Consider the following 22,141-nt stretch of genomic DNA (forward strand, 5'->3'; position numbering starts at 1 on the left):
AGGTGGGTCTTATCTTTATTGCTATCTCATTGCACAAAAGGGAATTTGTATCAAAATAATAGCATATTCTTAAAGTTTTTATATTGAGAAATAAAGAAAAGACATCCAAAGGTGCCTTCCTCCGACTTGAACCATCCTAATTTTAATAATATGTATTGAACTCCTATCAAAATCTTTTTTACATGTTAAGTAATATCGATCATCGAGAAAAAAGAAAAGGGGCTTTCTTATGAAAGGATAGACTTTCATATTTCATCATTACCACTAATGAAGTGTTATTTTATATATAGAAACGAATAAGGAACAAAGTTATAAGTTTAAAGAGTTTGAAATGGTGAAAATGTATTGAGAAATTTTTTTGAAACGATAATATTCAGAAAATTAAATGTTTTCTAGGTTTATTTTTGTTATTATGTTAGTAATCTATAGACAAAGGAGAAGGGGCTATATGAGTGTACACGTAATAAAAAAGGAAGAAATCACTTTACTTTTACATGATTGGTATCGAGAAATCCGTTCACAGAATTTCGTTAAGGCAAAGGAATTAAAACAAAGTATTGATACAAAAATTAATAGTATGGAAGAAAATCAAAAGAATACAGAGTTTTATGCACTTTTAGATTTTAGATTTAAAATGTTAAGTGCAGAGTTTTATCCCCATCAATCTGACATATCTAAGAATGATCTAAGAAAAATGAAGTTAGATGAAGTGCCATCAGATGAATCTTTATTATATTATTACCATTTCTTTAAGGCTTCTCATGCTGCGGTAAACGGTGATTTTAAAGTGGCTGAAAAGCATTATGGAATAGCAGAATCTTTGTTGGGAAATATTCAGGATCCAATCGAAAAAGCAGAATTTAACTTTAAGCTATCCAGCTACTATTATCATGTTTGCCAGCCTATTTTAGTCATTCAATATGCAACCAGAGCAAGAAATATATTTGAAGGGCTGTACGGGTATAGTAGGAAGGTCGCAGCATGTGACAATGTTCTTGGGTTAGCATGTGTAAAGCTAAATGAATTTGAGCAGGCAGAAGTTTATTTTATGTCGTCTCTGGATATTTTGAAAAAGCAGAATGAAGAAGAGCTAATGTTACGAGTTCGACATAGCTTAGGGGTTATGTATGCAGAGCAAAACCTATCTGATTTAGCACTTCGTTATTTATCAGAAGTATCACAAAAAATCCCGAATCACTTTAGAGCGATTTTTTTGGAAGCTAGAGAGAATTTAAAGTTAGGAAAAACAAAGCTTGCAGCGTCTTTAATTGAAAAAGGATTAGTAATCTGTAATGAACTAGAACAAAAAGAATATGAACATCATTTTACCATTCTAAAGGGAATGAATGAGAATGTTTCTGCTGAAGAATTAGAGTTAGCTATTTCTAAAGGAATTTCTTTCTTTAATGAAGTAGGTTTATGGCAATATGTCCAGGAATATGCTGAAAAATTAGCGGTTAAATATCATAAAGAAGGAAATTCAATAAAATCCAGTGAATACTTCTATTTAGGATATAAAGAAAAAGAAAAAGGTTTTCAGAAAGGGGCTTTAAAATGAAAAGAATCATAAGCAGTTCAATTGGATTAATAATTACGGTCATACTATTAAATGGAGTAAATGTTTCAACGGAACAATCAAAGGTTAATACAACAAACGTTATACAATATACGCATGGAGAGCCGTGGGGTTGATAGAATATTGAAGTATAAAGAGTTATTAGATCAAAGTGAAGAAAAAGTAATTATTAGGTATATAGATGAAACGCTCAAATGAGCGTTTTTTTTATTTTATAATCAGATGTTTTATGTTCATATGTACCGCAGTAAAAGCTTATTCCTGACTTAAAAAAAGAGCCTTCACCGGAATGGTATTTGTATTAACTACAACCACATCTATCAAGAAAATTAGGTTTTTTTCCACATGAAGGACATCTCGATTCTAGTATTTTATTCTTCAAATATCTCCGGCTTCTCCACTCTAAATGATTTCACCTCACCGCACTCTAAACAAAATGTAGTTAATAGTTTGGAACGTTTTCCCACTGAAAAGAGCCTACTGGAATCATCTTCACAAACATATGCATGATAAGCAAATCCAACTCTTCCTTCTTTAAATGTAGTAGAACCACAATTCTCGCATCGTTTATTTTTCATGCATTAACACCTCTTTTTCTGTATTTTTAAGATAGAAGTAAATCAACTTGGTTATACATGATGTTTTCGACATGATATAACATACCCCTTTAACTATTCGCAAGTAAAACAACATAATACCCTTATAATTATCTATAACAATATATTTTTCGTATATCATTTAATGTATATCGGAAAAATAAGTATTAAAATATTGATTTTTATTATTCTGATGATTATAATAAATGAAAATCAAACAATTCTTATGTTGAGAAGTGGAGGGACGGGCCCTATGAAACTTCGGCAACCTCGTTTTAGACGAAAGGTGCCAAATCCTGCAGGTGAAAAAACACCTGAAAGATAAGAGCGGTTCACTTAGTCAAGAAGGCTACTCTTATTTCGATAAGAGTAGCTTTTTTTATGGCTAAAAGATAAAGGGGGAATAGGTAGTGGAGTACGGTTTTTGGTTACCGATTTTTGGGGGATGGCTTCGAAATGTAGATGATGAATCTATGCCGCCTACGTTTGAGTATGCAAAACAAACAGCGCAAGCGGCAGAACAATTAGGTTTTTCAACAACACTGATTGCAGAATTAAATTTAAATGATATAAAAGGTGTTTCAGCACCAAGTTTAGAGGCGTGGACAACTGCGGCAGCACTTGCAGCAGTGACAGATAAATTAGAGATTATGACAGCTGTAAGACCTGGTTTCCATAATCCAGCAGTTACAGCGAAAATGGCAGCGAATATCGATCAATTAAGTAATGGTCGTTTTACATTGAATGTAGTTTCAGCATGGTGGGAAGAAGAAGCGAAACAGTACGGCGGAGTATTTACCGCGCACGATGAAAGATATGATCGTACAGAGGAATTTGTAACAGTTTTGAAGGGGCTTTGGAAGGAAGACGAGTTTTCTTATAAAGGGAACTTTTATGAGATTCAGCATACAAATTTAAGTCCAAAACCTGTGCAAAAACAAGGCATTAAGCTTTATGCAGGTGGTGAGAGTGAGCGAGGAAAAGAGGTCATTGTAAATCACGCGGATGCATATGTAATGCACGGGGGAACAGTGGAAGAAGTATCTGTGAAAATAGAAGATATGAAGAATCGTAGAAAGAAAGTGACAGAGGAGCCATTACAGTCATTCGGGCTTGCCGCTTACGTTATTTGTCGTGATACAGAAGAAGAGGCATTAGAAGAATGGAGACGCATAACGGATGTGAAAGATGATGCGTTAGGTTATGCGGGTTACCAAGATTTTGTGAGTAAATCGCAGTTGGAACAGCAAGTGAAACTCAATGATTATTCCGTATCGAATCGCGGGTTACGTCCTAATTTAATCGGAACACCAGAGCAAATTGCAGAAAGGATACTTGCTTTTGAAAAAGTAGGTGTTACGTTATTACTTTTACAATTTTCACCACAGCTTGAAGAGATGAAACGATTTTCTGAAAAAGTGATGCCATTAGTTGAAGCGAAAAGAAAGGAATTGATTACAAATGAGTAAAATTTACATATTACATGAGAATAAGGAATGGACGGATCATTTAGTGAAAAGGCTGGAAGAACTGGAGTTACCGTATGAGGAATGGCTTTTAAATGAAGGAACACTTTCATTAGAACAAGAACCTCCCAAAGGTGTATTTTATAGCCGTATGAGTGCTTCTTCACATACGAGAGGGCATCGATATGCACCTGAATTAACTGAAGGGGTTCTTGCTTGGCTAGAGGGATACGGGCGCACAGTATTTAATGGATCTCGTGCATTACGTCTTGAAGTAAGTAAATTGAATCAATATGCAGCATTAAGAAAATTTGGGATACAAGTGCCGAAAACAATTGGTGCTGTTGGCCGTGATCATATAGTAAAAGCAGCAAAAGAGTTAGGGGAAGTACCATTCATTACAAAGCATAACCGTGCAGGTAAAGGCCTTGGTGTTCAACTGTTTCATTCCATTGATGCTTTAGAACAATATTTGGATAGTCCGGCGTTTGAAGAGCCCATTGATGGAATTACTTTAATCCAGCAATATATTGAAGCACCTGAACCATATATTACACGTTGTGAGTTTGTAGGCGGCCAGTTTGTATATGCGGTTAAGGTAGATACATCAGAAGGATTTGAACTTTGTCCAGCAGATGCATGCTCGATTCAAGATGCTTTTTGCCCAGTAGGAGAAGAGAGTAAGAAAGAGACGCCAACAAAATTTGAAATTATATCGGACTTCCACGAGCCAATTATTGAACAATATAAAGAGTTTTTGAAAGAAAATGAAATTACCGTTGCTGGTATTGAATTTATTCGCAGTGCGGATGGAACAATTTATACGTATGATATTAATACAAACACAAACTATAATTCTGATGCAGAGTCTGTAGCGAATCAATTTGGTATGCTTGAGCTTGCTACATTCCTTGGAAGAGAATTAGAGAAACAAGTAGAGTCAGTTAAATAGTATAGAAGGTTCTAGTGAAAACCTTTGTTACAGTAATCGTGGTCGTATGGCCAAATTCTTATTGTTTTTGCACAAAAGTATAAGAAGTAGCCCAAGTTTCAATGAGGAACTTGGGTTGTTTGTATGTTGTATTTCTCTTTTGTTTATATATCCGCAAGTAAAGCAGCATAATATTAATACGGAAAAATATAATAATATGAGTTTTTGCATATTTCAAAACTTAATATATCCTTCAAAAAATTTTAATAGTATAATATGTTTTGTCATATTCTTTTAGATTTTTCGACAAAATATAAAAATAGAGAACGTATTGGGAGAAGGAATTATGTACACAAAACTATTAAAATCAATTACATCATTATCACTTATTGGTGGTGCTTTATTGTATACAAACGGCAGTGACGTGAGAGCTGCTGAGGCGGGTGTTTTTTCTGATGTGCCTACATCGCATTGGTCGTATCCTGCGATTAAAGATTTAGCGAGTAAAAATATTATTTCCGGTTATGGAAATGGAAAGTTTGGTTTCGGTGATGTTGCGACGAGAGAACAAGTTGCAGCTTTAATTTATCGTGTGTTAGTACCGAATAAGCAAGGTGGTACGTTTAGTAATGACGGTGCTCGTTACGTATTACAAGATGGATCTACTTTAAACAATCCGTATCGAGATATTCGCACAGGATCAACATTGTTCCCAGAAGAGGTTTTAACGTTAACGCAATTAGGTATTTTTAAAGGTGATGACAAAGGTGGTTTTAGACCGAAAGATTCTGTTAGCCGTGCAGAAATGGCACAAATTCTAACAAACGCTTTCCAGCTTTCTGCGAAACAAAAGCATACATTTAATGATGTTCCAAGCGGTTATTGGGGTGAAAATGCAATTAGTGCGGTGCAATCAAACGGGATTGCTTCTGGTACAGGTGAAGGGAAGTTTGAGCCATATAGTACGGTAAAACGTGAGCAATATGCGCAGTTTTTATATAATACTTTGAAATATAAACAGCCTGAAGTTGCGGTGCAAGATACAGGAGATGCGGCATTATTAACAGCATTTAAAGATGAAGTGCAAAAGCGTATTAATTCGTATGAAACGAATATTACACTTCCATATAAAACGAAAAATAGTAATACAAAAGAAGTGATGAATACACTTTTTAACGCCTATAAAGAAGTAGCAAGTAAAAATGAGTATACAAATTATAATAGATCGAACGTTTCATATGGACTTTCTGGATCACCTGGAAATTATACGTTTACGTTAAAGATTACATATCGTGAAACGAAAGAACAAACGGAATATGTAATGAAGCAAGCAAAGGCAATTGTTTCTTCAATTACGCAAGTTGGAATGGATGACCACGAAAAAGTGAAGGCGATTCATGATTATGTCGTAAAACACGTTTCTTATGATACTTCTTATAAAGCTTACACAGCATATGAAGCACTCGTAAATCGTTCTGCGGTTTGCCAAGGTTATGCACTATTAACCTATCAACTATTAAAAGAAGCTGGAATTGAGAATCATTTTGTAGTAGGAACTGGAGACGGACAGCCTCATGCTTGGAACTTAGTGAAAATCGAAAACAAATGGTATCACCTTGATACAACATTCGATGATCCAATACCAGATGAACAAGGCCGCGTAACGTATTCTTATTTCAACTTATCTGATGAGCAAATCGCAAGAAATCATGAGTGGAACCGCGGGGACTATCCGCAAGCTACAACAAATTATTATAGTACATTAACAAATAAAATTGCGGCAGGTGGTGCGAAAACTCCTGCATATCAGCAAATATTAAAAGATACAAAGTTAAATTATTTAGGAAATGAATATATTGCAAATAACTATAATGAATTCAAAAATAAAATGCAGCAACGTTATAACGAAAAGTTACCAAAGATTGAAATCCTTTATAAACAATCAATGGATGGCGCATTGCAAGATGTGAAAAAAGCAATTGGAGAAATCGGTTATCCGCAAGGGACAAACCGTGTTTCTTATAAAGCGGAGCCGTATAATGCGAAAGAAGGATATTGTTTAGTGACGATTACGTTTATGTAAAAAAGCAACCTAGATCCCATGTTGGATCTAGGTTGCTTTTTTATAACTTAATTTGACATATACAGTCTAACTGTATAAAATCAAACTATACAGTTTAACTATATAGTTTGGCTATATATTTATCGTTACATTGGAGGTCTTTATGAATAGAGATAAAAATTTACCATTAACGGAAACAACGTATTACGTTCTTTTAGCGTTATTAGAGCCAGCTCATGGATATTTAATTATGCAAAAGGTGGAGGAACTGAGTAATCATCAAGTGAAAATTGCAGCGGGTACATTGTATGGCGCGGTTGAAAATTTATTAAAACAAGGGTTAATAGAATCGGTAAAAAGTGAAGATAAACGAAGAAAAGTGTATGTCATTACGGAACGTGGGAAAGAAGTATTGCACTTAGACTTTATGAGAATGCAGCACATTATTGAGGTTACAAAGAGTTTATTACACGTATAGTTAGGGGGAAACGATGATGTGGAGATTGAAATTCTTTTTAGACTTTGAGAAAGAGGAAAAATGGTTAGAAGAGATGGCTTGGAAAGGCTATCAACTAGAAAGCACTACATTTGGTTATACATTTAGATATACAGAGCCGGAAGATGCGACGATTAGAATAGACCATAGAGTATTTAGTAGAAAAAGTGAATTTATGAATTACTGCACGTTATTTGAAGATAGTGGCTGGGAGCATATAGCTGGTAATCGGTGGTCAGGTACGTACTATTTTAAAAAGATAAATGAAGAAAGTGAAGATGACATTTTTTCAGATCAAATGTCACGAGCAGGGAAGTATAAACGTCTATCTAAAACATTTTTAGAATTAGCGATCTGTTATTTGCCGATATTATTTCTATTTATATATAATAACACGATTAATATAGAAGCATTTGTAAATCCGAAAGAACTATACTTGACGCCTGGATTATGGGATAAGCAAGGCGTAGCATTTCTATGGTCATTCTTATTTGAAACGCCATTTGCATTAATGAGAGGATTGTTTTTGACATTTATCCCTGTTGCGACATGTATGTTGTTCGTTTGCTCGTATAAAGCAAATCGGTTGTATGAGGCGAGAAGATGATAGGATGGATTCCCTTAAAGCTGATGCTTTGAGGGGGCTTTTTAAAATTTATAGATAGAATATTTAGTGATTATTTACATTAATTCCTTTTCTTCGTGTTTGGATGTGATATAATTTTGATAATATTCCTTAGGAGGATGATTATCATTCATATACTTTTAGGTATTATTGGAGCAATTGTTTTACTTGCTTTTGTTATCCACCCAGGCGTCCCAGACAAACGTGCCCCTCTAAAAAATAAACTTGCAGTAATCCTTCCATTGATTGTTATATCTGGTTTCATTTCATTGTATATATAATTTGAAAAAGTACGTACTTTAATTTAGTAAAAACCTCACTAGAACTACCACTATGGCTTCTTCACGATAATTATAAACTAATTCTTTTTTTCGGTTCCTACGTAATATATAAGATATACAATGTAAATTTTATTGATATGTTACACCGGCTTAGCATGTAGTTTTACCTTTAATTAATAGCTTGTTCTTTTATTAATCGCTACATGGACTAGAAAAAGATCTAATATAAAAGACCAGCATATAAACTATTGTATTTCTCAATAAACAAAACAATTTAATGTGGTAAAATAATAGTTGGATGGGAGTCCAATACATATTATTAAAATTAAGATGGTTCAAGTCACAGGAAGGCACCTTAGGGTGTCTTTTTCTTTTTTCTAAATGACAGTTTTGCCTTAGAGAAGATAAATTTTCAATGGATGATTACCATGAATATATGGATAGAATTCATCCATATATTTGTAGAAAGGAGGGGTTTAAATGAAGAGAGAGGATAATAAGATTGGTCATTTTACATCTGAAAAAGGAAAAAAAGACTTTCAAAGTGCCTACGATGAATCAATGGCACTTCTTCCACAACCTAACGATAAGAAAGATATAGAAACTACATATGGCACAATTCGTACGTATTACTTTACTAAAGAGGAAAATAAACATAAGGAACCAATACTCTTACTCCCTGGACGAGGTGCATCTACTCCAATGTGGGTACCCAATTTAGAAGGGTTAAGGGAGAAAAGACCTGTTTACACAATAGATTTACTCGGTGAACCTGGAATGAGCGTGCAAACGAAGGTGATTGAAAACCAAAAACAACAAGCAGAATGGTTAAATGAAGTAATTGAAGGATTAGGTTTAGAAAAAGTGCATATTGTGGGTGTCTCCATTGGAGGTTGGACAGCAATGAACTTGGCGAGATATAATCCTGAACATATTGCTACGGCTAGTTTATTGGATCCAGTCTTTGTATTTGCGCAAATATCTATAAAGATGATTCTAGCATCTATTCCAGCTTCCGTTCCTATTGTACCTAAGTTTTTAAGAGAAAAGATGTTAAGTTATGTTTCTGGAGGAGCAGAAATAAATGACGATGAACCTATCGCTAAGTTAATCGAGTCGGGTATGCGTAATTATAAATTGAAAACACCAGCACCGGATCTATTTAGTAAAGAGGACCTAAAAAATATCAATGTTCCAGTGCTTGCCTTAATGGCTGAAAAAAGTACAATGCATAATTCAGTAAAAGCAGTTGAATCTGGAAAAAAATACGTTAAAGATATAGATATAGTGAACTGGAAAAATGCATCTCACGCCATCAATGGTGAGTTCTCTAACGAAGTTAATGCGAGGATCCTTGATTTTATAGAAAAACATTCAAATGATAACTAAGTTGAAAGTGGAAAATATATTGTAATAACAACTTTATCTATTTTCATGGATATGTATAATTACATAAAAATTCAGAGAAAAAGAGAGTATACTTTGATATTGTGTAATAAAGATAAGGCCCGCCTACGGAAATAGGTGGGCTTTTTTTACATATAAAGAAAAGACACTCACATGAGTGTCTTTCCGATAGTTTTTTAGCAGAAGCAAGCAGCTCCAACGATGATTAATAAAATAAACAATACAACTAATAATGCAAATCCTCCGGCGAAGCCACAGCCGCCACAACTACCACCAAAGCCCATCATAGTTCCTCCTTTTAATAGGAGGGGAAAACCAAAGGTTCACTCATGTGTTTTAACGGATTCAATTTACTTTATGCTTTTACGAATGAATGGAGCAGGTCCTTTCCAAAATAGATTTATTTATTCTTAGAAAGAGTTCAAGGGCAAAATAGGAGAATCTATATTATTCATTAAGAGGGAATAAGTGAAAAATAAAATATCCAAAAATACAGATGGAAATCCGCTTTTATACCTTTCATTAAGAGAATACTAGCATTATATATTATAAGGAATACTTGTCCTTAATTGTAAATGAAAGGGGGGGATTGATATGAGTTATGGCCATGGTCATCCTCCTGAAAAATGTCATAAACATCACAATGAAACTTTGTCAACGGGTGTATTACGTAGACATTCCGCTACGTTGTTTCTTACTGTGGAAGCTATGAATGTTGATCCAGATGATACTCATACAGTAACTGTTGAAATGTTTGATTGGTCATCGGGTTCTCCGGTATTGTTACCATTAGTAGACCCTTCAACACAAACATTGGCACCTAATCGACGTGTTACTTTTCGTTCAGCAGCTCTACCTCCAGGAGTTTTTGCTTATGAAGTAAGAATCATTCGTTCGAAAGATAGAGATGTTGTTACGAATGTTTTTGGTCTTAGTGCAATAGTATTTAATCCACAAGAAGGAAATAATGTTTTACAACATGATTTAGCAAAATTAGACCTTAAATAGACTTTATCCCGCGTTAACGGACAGTAAAACTCCCACCTCAAAACTCAGTTGGAGCAAAGAAGTTAGGTGGGAGATCAACTGTCCGTAAACGTCCGATTGGTGAGGGCTAATAATCAGTGGGGGATGAATAAAACCCCCACTGATTAAAGTTTCACTTTATAAAAGTTTATTTATTGGACATGATTAAAAAAGAGTAGGATGTAGTCCTACTCTTTTTTAACATCAATTATATTAGAATTTTAAAAGAAATCCTTCATCATTTTCACATCTTTAATGTTCACTACCACACCATCCACTTTATCTTTCTTCTTATCTTTAGCAATCGTAATTTGCTCCTTATTGTCAACCCACACAAGAAACTCTTCTTTCGTGTCATCTTTATATGTAACGGTAATAGTAGAATGTGCTGATTCTCTCTTTTTTTGATCTAGTGTAATTGTTTTAGGAGTGCCTTTTTGAACTGCTGAAACGATTGATTTTATCATTTCTTCGTTATCTGTTTGAGACTTTGAAACGTTGTTATTTATCGTGCTAAGTATTTCAATGTCTGTAATATTTGCGGAGTTTAATTGAAAGGTAGTTTGTGTATGTTCTTGCTTAGCTTGTGGAGCTTTGTCTGTAGCTGAGGTACTGGCACAGCCTATTAAAGTGAAAGATAGAGCGGTTAAAGCGCATATAGATATGATTTTTTTCATAGTATCCCTCCTTATGTTTAATTATAACAATTTTCTGTTAATTTAGGTAGTTATTGTAAAAAGTTTTATTCTACTAGTTTTAGGATAGAAAAAAATCAAACAACTTTTTTCATATTTTATGTTTAACATTTCGAAAATGGGTGTACTACATATAATATAACAAATAATTCATTTTAGAGGAGGAAGTTAAAGATGGAAACGAAGTATAGTAAACCTTTTGTATATGAATTTATTACGGAGAAAGAGGTCATGAATGCGGCGAATGATCTAGTGAAGAAAGGAATAGACCAAAAAGATATTTACGTATTAACACATGAGAAAGAAAGGACAGATAGAATCGCAGACAATGCAGATGTGAATACAATTGGAATAAAAGAAGAGGGACTTGGGACAAGCATTATTAACGTCTTTCAAAAAACGGGAGATCAGTTAAGAAATAAGATGCAAGAGTTAGGACTTAATGAGGAAGAAGCTAACTTTTATGAAGAAAAGCTGGATGAAGGAAAAATCTTGTTATTCGTTAAGGATTTAGAAAGAGTCGGTGAATGGTTACAAGAAAGAAGATGCATGTATACTCTTTAAATCTATAAATCTATTACGAAAAGGAGATTATAAAAATGAGTGAAAACGGGCTGAAAGAACAAATTACGGGTAAAGTTGAAAAGAAAAAAGGACAAGTAAAAGAAGGGATTGGTGAAGTTACAGAAGATAGAGAATTGAAAAATGAAGGGAAGTGGGAGAAGACGAAGGGAACTATAAAGGAAAAAGTCGGAAAAGTGAAACAAAAGATAAGTGATGGATTGGATCATAAAGAATAATACATGTTTATCAAGCTTTGGTTACATACCAAAGCTTGATAAATCCATTATAAAAATAATATAGGAGGTTTCATTGTGGGACTTATTATTACGTGTATTGTAGGTGGACTTATTGGGGCGTTAGCTGGAATGATTACAGGAAAAGACTTTCCTTTAGGTATAGTTGGTAATGTGATTGCCGGATTAATCGGATCTTGGGTAGGTAGTGCGTTATTTGGTCATTGGGGTCCTGAATGGGGAGGCATCTTTATTCTTCCAGCTTTATTAGGTGCAATCGTCTTTATTTTAATCGTTACATTCTTTTCTAGAATGCTACGGAAAGCGTAAGTATGATAATGAATAGTAATCTTAAGTTTATTATATATAGCTATAAGGTTAACAAACTGATAAATATACATAAAAAAGCATCCAATTAAAATAATTTGGATGCTTTTTTAATGTAATCTGCATAGGAATGAGTGGAGGATGAAGAACCCCCACTCATTAAAATTATACTTTCTATTATGTATTAAACCATTGTTACTTTTTCACAATTATTTATTCTTACGACTTGCCTTGGTTCTATATGGGATAAGTCCTCGCTATTACCTATATCAACTACAATTGTATTCGTTAGTATGTTAATAATGGAACCAATTAATTTTGTAGCATGATCGTGTCGATAAGAAAATTGAACGAAATCTCCCTTTTTAAAGTTGTGCTCTTCCATAGATAGATCCCCCTAAAAATAATGTTTATACATTATACATACACAAATTTACAAGGTTTAAACATTTGGTAGTATTTTTTTTAGTGTTAAGCTGAGAAAGGTGTAGAAAATTTATTTATCCCGCTTTAATGGGCAGTAGACCACCAACAAAACACCCACTGATTAAAGTTTCACTTTATAATTAAAATTAAAAAATATGTTTAAAACTAATTTTTATGGGTAATTAAATAGTAGTAGCTTGAGATAAGGGGGCGGAAATGATGAATTTGGCAATAAATATTTTGCAAAATGATTTAGGTTATACGGTAGAACTTAATGGTGAGATTGATGCGTATACGGCATCAGATTTAAAAAATAAGGTAATGCCTATTGCAAGCGAAAAAGAGGTTCATATTGTAGTAGATTTTACTGAGGTAGAGTATATGGATAGTACAGGTTTAGGCGTATTTATAGCTCTTTTAAAAGCAATTAAGAAAAATGATGGCAAACTAGAATTTATTGGTGTATCTAAAAGGTTAAAAAGATTATTTGATATTACAGGACTAACAGAAATATTAAATTTGAATTCAGATTTTGAAAAAGTAGAAAGAAGGTGACTAGGGATGATGGAGAAATTTGAAAAGATAGAAATGAAAATTCCTGCAAAAGCAGAATATGTGGCTATTATTCGTTTAACAATGGCTGGTGTTGCGAATCGAATGGGCTTTGCTTATGACGATATAGAAGATATGAAAATTGCGATTAGTGAAGCATGTACGAACATTGTACAACATGCATATAAAGAAGACGTTGGAGAAATTACAATTGTCTTTGGTCTATATGAAGATCGATTAGAAATTATGGTTGCGGATAATGGAGTTAGCTTTGATTTTAGCACCTTAAAAAGTAAAGTTGGTCCGTATGATATTAATAAACCAGTAGAACATTTGCCGGAAAATGGTTTAGGTTTATATTTAATAAATACGTTAATGGATGATATACAAATTATGCATGATGAGGGCATGACAGTTTTAATGACAAAATATATACAAAGAGAGCAGGTGGAGAATGATGGAAATCCAATCTCAACCTACGAATCTTACTAAAGAAGACGTTATTAAACTAATTGCAGAATTTCAACAAAACCAATGTGATGAAGCGCAGGAAAGGTTAGTTGAGCATTATAAAAATCTTGTCTATTCCATTGCATATCGCTATTCAAAAGGCGGGCCGATGCATGAGGATATTATACAGGTGGGAATGTTAGGGCTCTTAGGCGCAATAAGAAGGTATGATTATTCGATAGGGAATGCCTTTGAGCCTTTTGCAATACCTACAATAGTAGGCGAAATAAAGAAGTATTTACGTGATAAAACTTGGGGCATTCACGTTCCAAGGCGAATTAAAGATTTAGGCGGGAAAATTAAACTTGCGATAGAGGAACTAACAGATCACCTGCAACGTTCACCGAAGATTATAGAGATTGCAGACCATTTAGGACTATCCGAAGAGGAAGTGCTAGAAATTATGGATGCGAAAAATAATTATCGAGTATCTTCCTTAGATGATGTAGTTGAAAATTCATCTGATGGAAGTTCGGTAGCGAGAATTGAATCTGTAGGTGAAGTAGAGCAAGGATATGAAGAGACAGAAAGGCGTCTCGTTTTAAAGGATATTTTTAACGTATTAAATGATACGGAAAAGAGTGTTATTCATTATATATTTGGAGAAAATTTAAATCAAAAAGATACAGGGGAACGGTTAGGTATTTCACAAATGCACGTTTCTCGTATTAAAAGACAAGCGATAAGTAAATTGAAGCAAGCCGCATTTTTAGATACATAAAAAATTTAAAATAATGATGTTTAAAACATGAGCAAAGGGGTACTTATTAAGTATAGGAGGAGATATTAAAATGTCACACGATGTGAAAGAACTAATCAAAGGATTGAATGAAGATTTAGCAGGAGAATACTCGGCAATTATTATGTATAACCATAATGCAGCTACAGTTTCTGGTATATATAGACAAGTGTTAAAACCTTTCTTTGAATCTGAAATTAGTGATGAACAAGGACATGCCCTATATTTAGCGGAGAAAATTAAGACGTTAGGTGGTACACCTACTACGATCCCTTTACCAGTGAAACAAGTAGAAGATGTTAGAGAAATGTTAGAAGAAGCTAGGAAGTCAGAATATGAAACAATTAAGCGCTATGAAACGAGAAAAGAACAGGCAGCGAAATTAAATATGACAGAGTTAGTTGTAAAGTTAGAAGATATGATCGCAGATGAAACAAATCATATGGAAGAATTAGATCGTCTCTTAAATGACAAAGCAATGGTGTTAAATTAATAGTGAAAATTTATAGAGTGAAAGAACAAACTCTCATTTCTAGGGAGTTTGTTCTTTTGCTGTATAAATATGTTTGAGTAGGAAATTTTCATTTTATAACTGAGTATGCAATACTAGAAAAATAGAAAATGATAATCGATTTACATTTTATATAAGAAAAGGGGAAATAACTTGTGTCCATTTTAATTGTTGATGATAATCCGGTTAACATTTTTGTAATTGAAAAAATTTTAAAACAAGCCGGATATCAGGATCTTGTATCGCTTAATTCTGCACAAGAGCTTTTCGAATACATCCATTTTGGGAAAGATTCTTCCAGGCATAATGAAATTGATTTAATACTATTAGATATTATGATGCCTGAAATTGATGGACTTGAAGTTTGTAGGCGATTACAAAACGAGGAGAAGTTTAAAGATATTCCTATTATTTTTGTAACAGCTTTAGAAGACGCGAATAAATTAGCTGAAGCGCTAGATATAGGGGCAATGGATTATATTACGAAACCGATAAATAAAGTTGAATTGTTAGCGCGTATGCGTGTAGCATTACGCTTGAAATCGGAATTAAATTGGCATAAAGAACAAGAAGAAAACCTTCGTAATGAATTAGATTTAGCAACGCAAGTACAAAGAAACTTATTAAGTAGCCCATTACGAGAAGATCATATAAAAATTGAAGCAAGTTACTTACCTTCATTTAAATTAGCTGGAGATATGTATTATTGGTATAAAATCGATGAAAACCGCTACGGTATTATATTATTAGATGTGATGGGACATGGTATATCTGCTTCATTAGTTTGTATGTTTATTTCGTCTGTATTACGTGAAACGATTAAATCTTTAATCGATCCAGAACTTGTCATTAAAGACTTAAATAAATATATGACTCTTTTACATAATGAGAATGACGATATTCCATATTATTTTACAGCGATATATTTAGTAGTAGATACAGAAAAGAGAACGATTGAATATGTAAATGCAGGACATCCTTCTGGATACGTTTTAGTTGATGAGACAAATATGGTTGAACTAAATCGAGGAAGTTGTGCAGTAGGATTTTTTGATGAAATAAAAGTTAAAAAGACCGTTATACCTTTTGAGAAGAACGCTCAAATTGTATTGTTTACAGATGGTGTTCTTGAAGCAATTGCACATGATGAATTTGAGGCTGAAGAGAAATTACGTGCTTTTACAGAAAGAAAATGGGGAGATTTAGAAGAAGAGATCGAAGGGTTTTACAAGGAAGAACAGAAGAAAGAACAGTCAGATGATATGTGCCTCATTATGATACAAACGAATGCGAAATAAAAAGCGTATGAAATCCAAACAGAGGATTTCATACGCTTTTTATTGTATTTTTTGATAGATTTGTTCGTTCGGATTAAACTGGATATAATGCGGCATTATATGTGAAAAACGGAGAGTTTCTTTATTTCCTAAACATAGGAATCCGTTGTGACCTAAACTTTCATAAAATAGTTGCTGTACTTGGTTTTGAAGTTTACTCGTAAAGTAAATTAAAACGTTACGGCAAAGTATAATATGAAATTCGTTAAAAGATTGATCAGTTACTAAATTATGTTGCGCAAAAATAATGTTTTGTAACAGTGATGGATTAAAATAAGCAAAACGATTATCTGTTGAATAATAGTTAGAAAATGCTTGTGTACCGCCAGCTTGTAAATAATTTTTCGTATAAGTTTGCATTTTATTTAACGGAAGGATAGCTTGTTTTGCTTTCTCTAACACATCTGTATTCATATCTGTTGCGTAAATAACAGCTTTTTCACTTAATCCTTCTTCGTGAAGTAAGATGGACATTGATAATACTTCTTCACCAGTTGCGCATCCAGCGTGCCAAATTCTAATTTCAGGATACTTTTTTAATTCAGGAATGACATGCTCTCTTAGCGCTTTAAAAAAATTAGGGTTACGGAACATTTCAGTTACATTAATGGAGAAATCATTTAATAACTGTTCTAAAACCCCTTCCTCATGAATTACTTTTTCAATTAACTTTGAAATGGTAGGGATATTAGAGAGCTGCATTCTATTACAAATTCTTCTATAAATAGATGTACGAGCATATTGGCGAAAATCAAATCCTGATAGTTTAAATACCGCTTCTAATAGTAATTCAATTTCTAAGTTCGTGCGCTTATCCATATCTACAGATGGATCAAAATTATAATACTTATTTTCCACTTAAACTAAACCTCACTTATTTTATTAACCATACACTCATTACTGAATAGAGTTGATGTAAATTTAATGGTTTACTTATATAATCTGAAGCGCCAGCAGATAAACATTTTTCTTTATCATTTGGCATTGCTTTAGCAGTTAATGCGATAATAGGTATTTCATGTAACCCTAAGTTCGTTCGGATATGTTCCATCGTTTCATAACCGTCCATATTCGGCATCATAATATCCATTAAAATAAGGTCAATATTTGTATTGTTTTTTAGTATGTCTAAACACTCTATGCCGTTTTGCGCAGTAATAATGTTGGCATGTTGTTTTTTTAATGCATTTTGTAATGCAAATATATTTCGATGATCATCATCGACAATTAAAATAGTTTTCTCTTGGAAGACGTTATTTGTTTCTGGCGTCACGATAGTTTCCTCAACAACTTCAGCAGGAATAACATCTTCTATCGTTGCTGCAACTTCTAAATTGGATACTTGTATATCAGTTAACCCATTTGGAAGGTTAGGGATATATACGGTGAAAGTACTGCCTTCTCCTACATTACTCTCTAACGTAATCCAACCACCTAATAATCTAGCAAACTCTTTACAAATAGATAACCCTAAGCCTGTACCACCGTATTTTCGAATCGTTGCGCCATCTGCCTGTTGAAAGGCTTCGAAAATAAGTTGATGCTGTTCTTTAGCGATACCAATACCAGTATCTTTTACCGAAATTTTCATCCAATCATTACTGATAGACTGCATTTCATGACTTAAATTGGCTGTTTCTATTGAATCGAAATGTAAAGAAACGAATCCTTTTTCCGTAAATTTAAATGCATTGGATAATAAGTTTTTAATAATTTGTTCAATCCGTTTTGCATCTGTATAAAACAAATCAGGAATAATATCACTGTCTTCAATAGTAAATTCGACATTTTTTTGTGCAGCTATATGTAAAAAGTTTTGATGCATATTTGCTGCCATATCACTTATGTTCGTTGCTTCAAAAATGATGTCTAGTTTGCCGGCTTCTACTTTAGATAAATCTAGTATGTCATTAATTAGAGTAAGTAAATCTTTCCCTGATGAATGAATAACAGTTGCTAATTCAATTTCATCATCGGATAAATGATTATCATGATTTTCTTTTAACATTTCAGATAATAGTAAAATACTATTTAATGGTGTGCGTAATTCATGTGACATATTTGCTAGGAATTCAGATTTGTATTTTGAGCTACGTAATAACTCACTTGCTTTTTCTTCTAATTCTGATTTAGTGATTTGTAAGTCAGCTGTCTTTTGCTCCGCCTCTTCCGTTCTAGACTCTAGTTGTTCATTCGTTGTTCTTAATTCTTCGGCTTGCATTTGTAGTTCTTCAGCTTGTGTTTGCAATTCTTCTGATTGAACTTGCAACTCTTCTGTCATTGCTTGTGATTCATGTAAAAGAGTTTGAATTCGCATACGTCCCATAATACTATGGATCGTTAAACCTAGGTTATCAACAGTTTGTTGAATTAAATCTTGATGTAAATCTGAAATATCAGTTACACTTACTAACTCCATTACTGCAATCACTTCATCTTCAAATAAGATAGGGATAACTAGTAGGTTTTGAGGGCGTATTTCTAATAAGCCGCTAGTGACATAACGAAATTCTTCTGGTATTTCTCTAAGAATAAAGCTTTGCTTTTCTAAAGCACATTGCCCAATTAAACCTTCACCCATTTTAACGGATTGCTTCCCAACATCAGAACCCTGATCGGCGAAAGAAGCTTTCTTCACATAGTAGACAGTGTCTTCAATTTCTTCACGTACATAAAATGCACCGCAAGAAGTTTGCGTTTTTTGTATCATTCCACTAAGAATTTTGTTCCCTAACATCTCAATAGAAGATACACCTTGATACATTAAAATTAATTCTGCAAGCTCGGTTTGCAACCACTCTCTTTTCGATATTTCGTCTAGTAGATGGTTCGTTGTATGAGCCAAATCTTTTATCTCATCATGAGTGTTTACATGAATTCTTTCCGTAATTTTTTCTTTAGAAGAAATGGATTTAATAGCTTGAATTACATTTTTAATCGTTTTTGTAATGGAATTCGAAATATAGAGTGAAACGATAATAGAAATACAAGAAAGTAAGAACAACAAACTGTATAACCAAAGCTCTAATTTATTATTTTCCGTATCTAATTGTGCAGCTCTTTTCTTCGTTAGTTGCTCCTCTACACTACGGAAGTTAGTTACCTGCGATTGTAGTGACTGAATTTGAGTCGTATCGATTGCTTGTACGTTATTACGATTGCTATTTGTAATAAGTGGGTGAATCTCTTTATTAATCCAACTAGTAATGTTTTCATTAATCTGTTTTAACTTTTCTTGCTGAGAGGGGTTATCCTCTAATAGAGCAAAAAGATCTTGATAATGTTTTTCGTAATCCTTTTCCGCAGCGTTAAGGGATTGAACGTAATTTGCATCATTAGAAGTGATAAATCCTTTCGCTTTATTTTCAATTGTTAGTAATTCTTTCTCCACTTGATTCGTTAAATTAAGAACTTTAAAATCGTGATCAATAATAAAATTACGAGATTTTTGTAAACTGGAAATCTCATTGTTTAGCATAATGAAAGAAATAAGTAAGAACAAAATGATAACTAAATAACCAGCCATAATTTTGTAGCGAATACTAAATTTTGCTTTCGAGTTCATTAAAAATTCCTACCTTCAAGGTTATTAACAATTTTCAATTGTACAGAATAAAAAACGTAATATATATTATATCAGTTTTCGTAAGGCCAAACTAGAAATCCCCCTATTGTATTAGGGGGTCTCTTTTTGAATTGAGGAAATCATTTTGAAATATAAAAACATATATGAAAAGTAACAATCGAGGGAATAGGGGGGATAACAAAATTTTTAAGAAGGAAAGAGTGTTCTTAAAGCTTTTTTTGCATCTATTCCTTCAAAGATAAATAATACAAGTTCTTTCTTTTTGACAGTAAGGAAAAAGGATACTAATGTGCTTAAGTTTTTAATGGAAGTAAGTGTTCCGTGTTTACCTATAAATAAAGTTGTTTGAAATGTTGTCATTAAAGCATAAAAATGATGAATCTGCGTTATTGTAGGTGTTTCATTATAAAGAATAGTAGTAGATTGGATTGCATTCATCGAAATATTCCTTTCCATATAGTAAGCATAACAATATAAACATACCCGTTTTAAAAAATGTTAAACATATAAATAAGAAAAAATATAATTATAGTTTTTTATGTTTAGAAAGGGTTACGAAGGGTATACATAAACTACAAAGAGATTGACTGAAGATGAATTGTAAGATTTCTAGTTTATAAAAATATACTTTTACTTTAAATAAAAAGGAGTCTGGTATACATGAATGAACTGATGATTGATATTACATTTGATTTAATTTACTTGTTAAGTAGTTCGCTTGTAATGCTTTTACTATTCGCTTTTTTCATAAATGGTTATGTTAATAAGAAGATTAGTGTATACAGAAATGAAGAAAGATAAAGATACATTATATAAAACTTTAGGAGGTTAATAGTTATGAATGTAGATAGAAAAATAGTAGGTGTTTTTAGAACAATTGATGATGCGGCATGTGTTATTAATGAATTAAGTGATAAAGGATACTCAGCTGATAACATTTCAGCTATTGCGAAGGATCAAAAGGAAATTGAACATCTGGAAGAGAAATCGGGTGAAAAAGTGAATCATGAAACTGCACATAAAGCGGATATCTTTTCAGCAACAGGGCTTGTGGCAGGAGGAGTAGCAGGCGGACTCGGTGGTTTATTAACAGGTCTTGGTGTACTTGCCGTATCTGGAATGGGTCCAATCGTAGCGGCAGGACCTATCGCAGCAGCTATTGGGGGAGCCGGTATTGGCGGAGGAGCTGGAAGTTTAATAGGAGCATTTATCGGCTTAGGAATCCCTGAGGAACATGCCAAGAAATATGAAGAATACATTTACGATGGAAATATATTAATTTTAGTAGATGCAACATTAGATGATAAGTTAGAAATTTATAAAATATTTGATAAGCACAATGCGTATAACTCGGATTTCTTTAAATAATATGTACGTCACATATTAAACATAGTGAATATCTTTTTTTGATCTTACAACTTTGGCGCGGCCGAGGAGTCGTATGACTATAAGAGAGGAAGGGCTTATAGTAAAAGATCAAGTTCTATTCTTTTATTTAAAAGGGAAGAGGTGCTTTTCGTGATTGTAAAAATAGTAAAGGATAGTAGTAACAGTTTCCTTTGTACAGTTCAAAACAAAAATGGAGAGAAGTATGTAAAGAAATGGTTTCGTAAACAGAAAAACAAGGAAGAGTTAGGGCGACCAACTTTTAAAGAAGTAGAAAAGGATTGGAAAGAAAATAGAGAATCGTTTATGTATCCAAATGTTAAAGCGCTTTATTAAATAGAATAGGCGCTTTATTCTTACAAAATTGTCACACTCCTGTAAGGTAATTCAATAGATTAGATACTTTTTCCATGTCATAATAAAGACATAAGAAAGCTTATTCAAACTACAACTTATTAGGAGAGTGTCAGTCATGATTGTAACAACAACGTCTGGAATTCAAGGTAAAGAAATTATTGAGTATATCGATATTGTAAATGGTGAAGCTATTATGGGTGCAAATATTGTCCGCGATTTATTCGCTTCTGTTCGTGATGTTGTCGGTGGTCGTGCTGGTTCTTATGAAAGCAAGCTAAAAGAAGCTCGTGATATCGCAATGGATGAAATGAAAGAACTTGCAAAACAAAAAGGTGCAAATGCTATCGTTGGTATTGACGTAGATTACGAAGTTGTTCGTGATGGAATGTTAATGGTTGCTGTAAGTGGTACAGCTGTACGTATATAAGTAAGTAAAAATACAGGCTCACCCC

General features: G+C 33.3%; 29 protein-coding genes and 1 riboswitch. Of the genes, 22 read left to right on the top strand and 7 right to left on the bottom strand.

What is annotated here, in order from left to right; genetic code table 11:
- Window positions 1-448: 448 nt before the first annotated feature.
- Both K5S59_RS24500 and K5S59_RS24505 read left to right on the top strand, forming a co-directional pair.
- Window positions 449-1,558: a response regulator aspartate phosphatase gene (locus tag K5S59_RS24500; RefSeq protein WP_000110732.1), complete on the top strand. Its 1,110-nt coding sequence runs from the start codon at window positions 449-451 to the stop codon at window positions 1,556-1,558.
- Window positions 1,555-1,692: a Phr family secreted Rap phosphatase inhibitor gene (locus K5S59_RS24505; RefSeq protein ID WP_000821344.1), complete on the top strand. Its 138-nt coding sequence runs from the start codon at window positions 1,555-1,557 to the stop codon at window positions 1,690-1,692. The genes K5S59_RS24500 and K5S59_RS24505 overlap by 4 nt, the downstream gene beginning before the upstream one ends.
- Window positions 1,693-1,947: 255 nt before the next feature.
- On the opposite strand, the gene K5S59_RS24510 is transcribed toward K5S59_RS24505, so the two are convergent.
- On the bottom strand, window positions 1,948-2,154 hold the full coding sequence (locus K5S59_RS24510; RefSeq protein ID WP_000792082.1) for a hypothetical protein: 207 nt from the start codon (window positions 2,152-2,154) through the stop codon (window positions 1,948-1,950).
- A gap of 239 nt (window positions 2,155-2,393) precedes the next feature.
- A riboswitch (SAM riboswitch) is annotated at window positions 2,394-2,500 on the top strand.
- An 82-nt stretch (window positions 2,501-2,582) separates the two neighbouring features.
- On the opposite strand from K5S59_RS24510, the gene K5S59_RS24515 reads away from it, so the two are divergent.
- The 7 genes from K5S59_RS24515 (at window position 2,583) to K5S59_RS24545 (ending at window position 9,422) form a co-directional block, all read left to right on the top strand.
- Entirely contained in the window at window positions 2,583-3,641 is a 1,059-nt protein-coding gene (locus K5S59_RS24515; protein WP_000455637.1) for an LLM class flavin-dependent oxidoreductase, read from the top strand.
- Window positions 3,634-4,590 (top strand): ATP-grasp domain-containing protein, encoded by a 957-nt coding sequence (locus K5S59_RS24520; RefSeq protein WP_000036934.1) that lies wholly within the window; start codon window positions 3,634-3,636, stop codon window positions 4,588-4,590. The genes K5S59_RS24515 and K5S59_RS24520 overlap by 8 nt, the downstream gene beginning before the upstream one ends.
- Window positions 4,591-4,915: 325 nt before the next feature.
- On the top strand, window positions 4,916-6,652 hold the full coding sequence (locus K5S59_RS24525) for an S-layer homology domain-containing protein (RefSeq protein ID WP_098258524.1): 1,737 nt from the start codon (window positions 4,916-4,918) through the stop codon (window positions 6,650-6,652).
- Window positions 6,653-6,794: 142 nt separating this feature from the next.
- The gene (locus tag K5S59_RS24530) at window positions 6,795-7,109 is read left to right on the top strand and encodes a PadR family transcriptional regulator (RefSeq protein WP_001078066.1); all 315 of its coding nucleotides are present in this window, start codon (window positions 6,795-6,797) and stop codon (window positions 7,107-7,109) included.
- A gap of 13 nt (window positions 7,110-7,122) precedes the next feature.
- The gene (locus K5S59_RS24535) at window positions 7,123-7,734 is read left to right on the top strand and encodes a DUF2812 domain-containing protein (RefSeq protein ID WP_002073747.1); all 612 of its coding nucleotides are present in this window, start codon (window positions 7,123-7,125) and stop codon (window positions 7,732-7,734) included.
- Between the two features lie 137 nt (window positions 7,735-7,871).
- Window positions 7,872-8,033: a hypothetical protein gene (locus K5S59_RS24540; RefSeq protein ID WP_000583841.1), complete on the top strand. Its 162-nt coding sequence runs from the start codon at window positions 7,872-7,874 to the stop codon at window positions 8,031-8,033.
- Between the two features lie 480 nt (window positions 8,034-8,513).
- The gene (locus tag K5S59_RS24545) at window positions 8,514-9,422 is read left to right on the top strand and encodes an alpha/beta fold hydrolase (protein WP_098259399.1); all 909 of its coding nucleotides are present in this window, start codon (window positions 8,514-8,516) and stop codon (window positions 9,420-9,422) included.
- Between the two features lie 194 nt (window positions 9,423-9,616).
- Here the strand turns inward: K5S59_RS24545 and K5S59_RS24550 are convergent, their stop codons facing one another.
- Window positions 9,617-9,724, bottom strand: coding sequence for a YjcZ family sporulation protein (locus K5S59_RS24550; protein ID WP_000505670.1), 108 nt, complete (start codon window positions 9,722-9,724; stop codon window positions 9,617-9,619).
- Between the two features lie 310 nt (window positions 9,725-10,034).
- Between K5S59_RS24550 and K5S59_RS24555 the strand changes: the two genes are divergently transcribed.
- Window positions 10,035-10,448 (top strand): BtaA family protein, encoded by a 414-nt coding sequence (locus K5S59_RS24555; protein WP_000120185.1) that lies wholly within the window; start codon window positions 10,035-10,037, stop codon window positions 10,446-10,448.
- A gap of 239 nt (window positions 10,449-10,687) precedes the next feature.
- Here K5S59_RS24555 and K5S59_RS24560 read toward each other — a convergent pair whose 3' ends face one another.
- Window positions 10,688-11,143: a hypothetical protein gene (locus tag K5S59_RS24560; RefSeq protein ID WP_120449614.1), complete on the bottom strand. Its 456-nt coding sequence runs from the start codon at window positions 11,141-11,143 to the stop codon at window positions 10,688-10,690.
- A 192-nt stretch (window positions 11,144-11,335) separates the two neighbouring features.
- Between K5S59_RS24560 and K5S59_RS24565 the strand changes: the two genes are divergently transcribed.
- From K5S59_RS24565 to K5S59_RS24575, 3 genes are all read left to right on the top strand, one after another.
- A complete protein-coding gene (locus tag K5S59_RS24565; RefSeq protein ID WP_061678673.1) occupies window positions 11,336-11,725 on the top strand; it encodes a YflT domain-containing protein in 390 nt (129 codons plus the stop codon).
- A gap of 35 nt (window positions 11,726-11,760) precedes the next feature.
- Window positions 11,761-11,961, top strand: a complete 201-nt coding sequence (locus K5S59_RS24570) for a CsbD family protein (RefSeq protein ID WP_098259397.1) — start codon at window positions 11,761-11,763, stop codon at window positions 11,959-11,961.
- Window positions 11,962-12,036: 75 nt separating this feature from the next.
- The gene (locus tag K5S59_RS24575) at window positions 12,037-12,288 is read left to right on the top strand and encodes a GlsB/YeaQ/YmgE family stress response membrane protein (protein ID WP_000522902.1); all 252 of its coding nucleotides are present in this window, start codon (window positions 12,037-12,039) and stop codon (window positions 12,286-12,288) included.
- 181 nt (window positions 12,289-12,469) lie between these two features.
- On the opposite strand, the gene K5S59_RS24580 is transcribed toward K5S59_RS24575, so the two are convergent.
- The gene (locus tag K5S59_RS24580; protein WP_000390990.1) at window positions 12,470-12,670 is read right to left on the bottom strand and encodes a methyltransferase; all 201 of its coding nucleotides are present in this window, start codon (window positions 12,668-12,670) and stop codon (window positions 12,470-12,472) included.
- A gap of 257 nt (window positions 12,671-12,927) precedes the next feature.
- Here K5S59_RS24580 and K5S59_RS24585 point away from each other — a divergent pair, with 257 nt between their 5' ends.
- From K5S59_RS24585 to K5S59_RS24605, 5 genes are all read left to right on the top strand, one after another.
- Entirely contained in the window at window positions 12,928-13,266 is a 339-nt protein-coding gene (locus K5S59_RS24585; protein ID WP_120449616.1) for an STAS domain-containing protein, read from the top strand.
- A 6-nt stretch (window positions 13,267-13,272) separates the two neighbouring features.
- Window positions 13,273-13,755: an anti-sigma B factor RsbW gene (rsbW, locus tag K5S59_RS24590; RefSeq protein ID WP_002070735.1), complete on the top strand. Its 483-nt coding sequence runs from the start codon at window positions 13,273-13,275 to the stop codon at window positions 13,753-13,755.
- A complete protein-coding gene (sigB, locus tag K5S59_RS24595; RefSeq protein ID WP_033655989.1) occupies window positions 13,718-14,494 on the top strand; it encodes an RNA polymerase sigma factor SigB in 777 nt (258 codons plus the stop codon). The genes rsbW and sigB overlap by 38 nt, the downstream gene beginning before the upstream one ends.
- Window positions 14,495-14,564: 70 nt before the next feature.
- Window positions 14,565-15,005 (top strand): ferritin-like domain-containing protein, encoded by a 441-nt coding sequence (locus K5S59_RS24600; protein WP_000017768.1) that lies wholly within the window; start codon window positions 14,565-14,567, stop codon window positions 15,003-15,005.
- Between the two features lie 173 nt (window positions 15,006-15,178).
- Complete coding sequence (locus K5S59_RS24605) at window positions 15,179-16,321, top strand: fused response regulator/phosphatase (RefSeq protein ID WP_000025531.1); 1,143 nt, start codon at window positions 15,179-15,181, stop codon at window positions 16,319-16,321.
- Between the two features lie 39 nt (window positions 16,322-16,360).
- Here K5S59_RS24605 and K5S59_RS24610 read toward each other — a convergent pair whose 3' ends face one another.
- The 3 genes from K5S59_RS24610 to K5S59_RS24620 all read right to left on the bottom strand — a co-directional run bounded on the left by K5S59_RS24610 (window position 16,361) and on the right by K5S59_RS24620 (window position 20,384).
- On the bottom strand, window positions 16,361-17,218 hold the full coding sequence (locus tag K5S59_RS24610; protein WP_000429033.1) for a CheR family methyltransferase: 858 nt from the start codon (window positions 17,216-17,218) through the stop codon (window positions 16,361-16,363).
- Between the two features lie 16 nt (window positions 17,219-17,234).
- Window positions 17,235-19,925, bottom strand: coding sequence for a response regulator (locus tag K5S59_RS24615; protein ID WP_120449617.1), 2,691 nt, complete (start codon window positions 19,923-19,925; stop codon window positions 17,235-17,237).
- Window positions 19,926-20,132: 207 nt separating this feature from the next.
- Window positions 20,133-20,384: a hypothetical protein gene (locus tag K5S59_RS24620; RefSeq protein ID WP_000991709.1), complete on the bottom strand. Its 252-nt coding sequence runs from the start codon at window positions 20,382-20,384 to the stop codon at window positions 20,133-20,135.
- Window positions 20,385-20,606: 222 nt separating this feature from the next.
- Here K5S59_RS24620 and K5S59_RS24625 point away from each other — a divergent pair, with 222 nt between their 5' ends.
- From K5S59_RS24625 to K5S59_RS24640, 4 genes are all read left to right on the top strand, one after another.
- Window positions 20,607-20,747 carry a hypothetical protein gene (locus K5S59_RS24625; RefSeq protein WP_001004256.1) on the top strand — a complete coding sequence of 47 codons (141 nt, stop codon included), beginning with the start codon at window positions 20,607-20,609 and terminating at the stop codon, window positions 20,745-20,747.
- A 36-nt stretch (window positions 20,748-20,783) separates the two neighbouring features.
- Complete coding sequence (locus tag K5S59_RS24630) at window positions 20,784-21,314, top strand: general stress protein (protein WP_001100081.1); 531 nt, start codon at window positions 20,784-20,786, stop codon at window positions 21,312-21,314.
- A 150-nt stretch (window positions 21,315-21,464) separates the two neighbouring features.
- On the top strand, window positions 21,465-21,668 hold the full coding sequence (locus tag K5S59_RS24635) for a DUF4028 family protein (RefSeq protein ID WP_000635880.1): 204 nt from the start codon (window positions 21,465-21,467) through the stop codon (window positions 21,666-21,668).
- A 136-nt stretch (window positions 21,669-21,804) separates the two neighbouring features.
- On the top strand, window positions 21,805-22,116 hold the full coding sequence (locus K5S59_RS24640) for a YbjQ family protein (RefSeq protein WP_000637510.1): 312 nt from the start codon (window positions 21,805-21,807) through the stop codon (window positions 22,114-22,116).
- Window positions 22,117-22,141: the final 25 nt, after the last annotated feature.

Source organism: Bacillus sp. BML-BC051, assembly GCF_019656175.1.
GTDB classification, from domain to species: domain Bacteria; phylum Bacillota; class Bacilli; order Bacillales; family Bacillaceae_G; genus Bacillus_A; species Bacillus_A mobilis.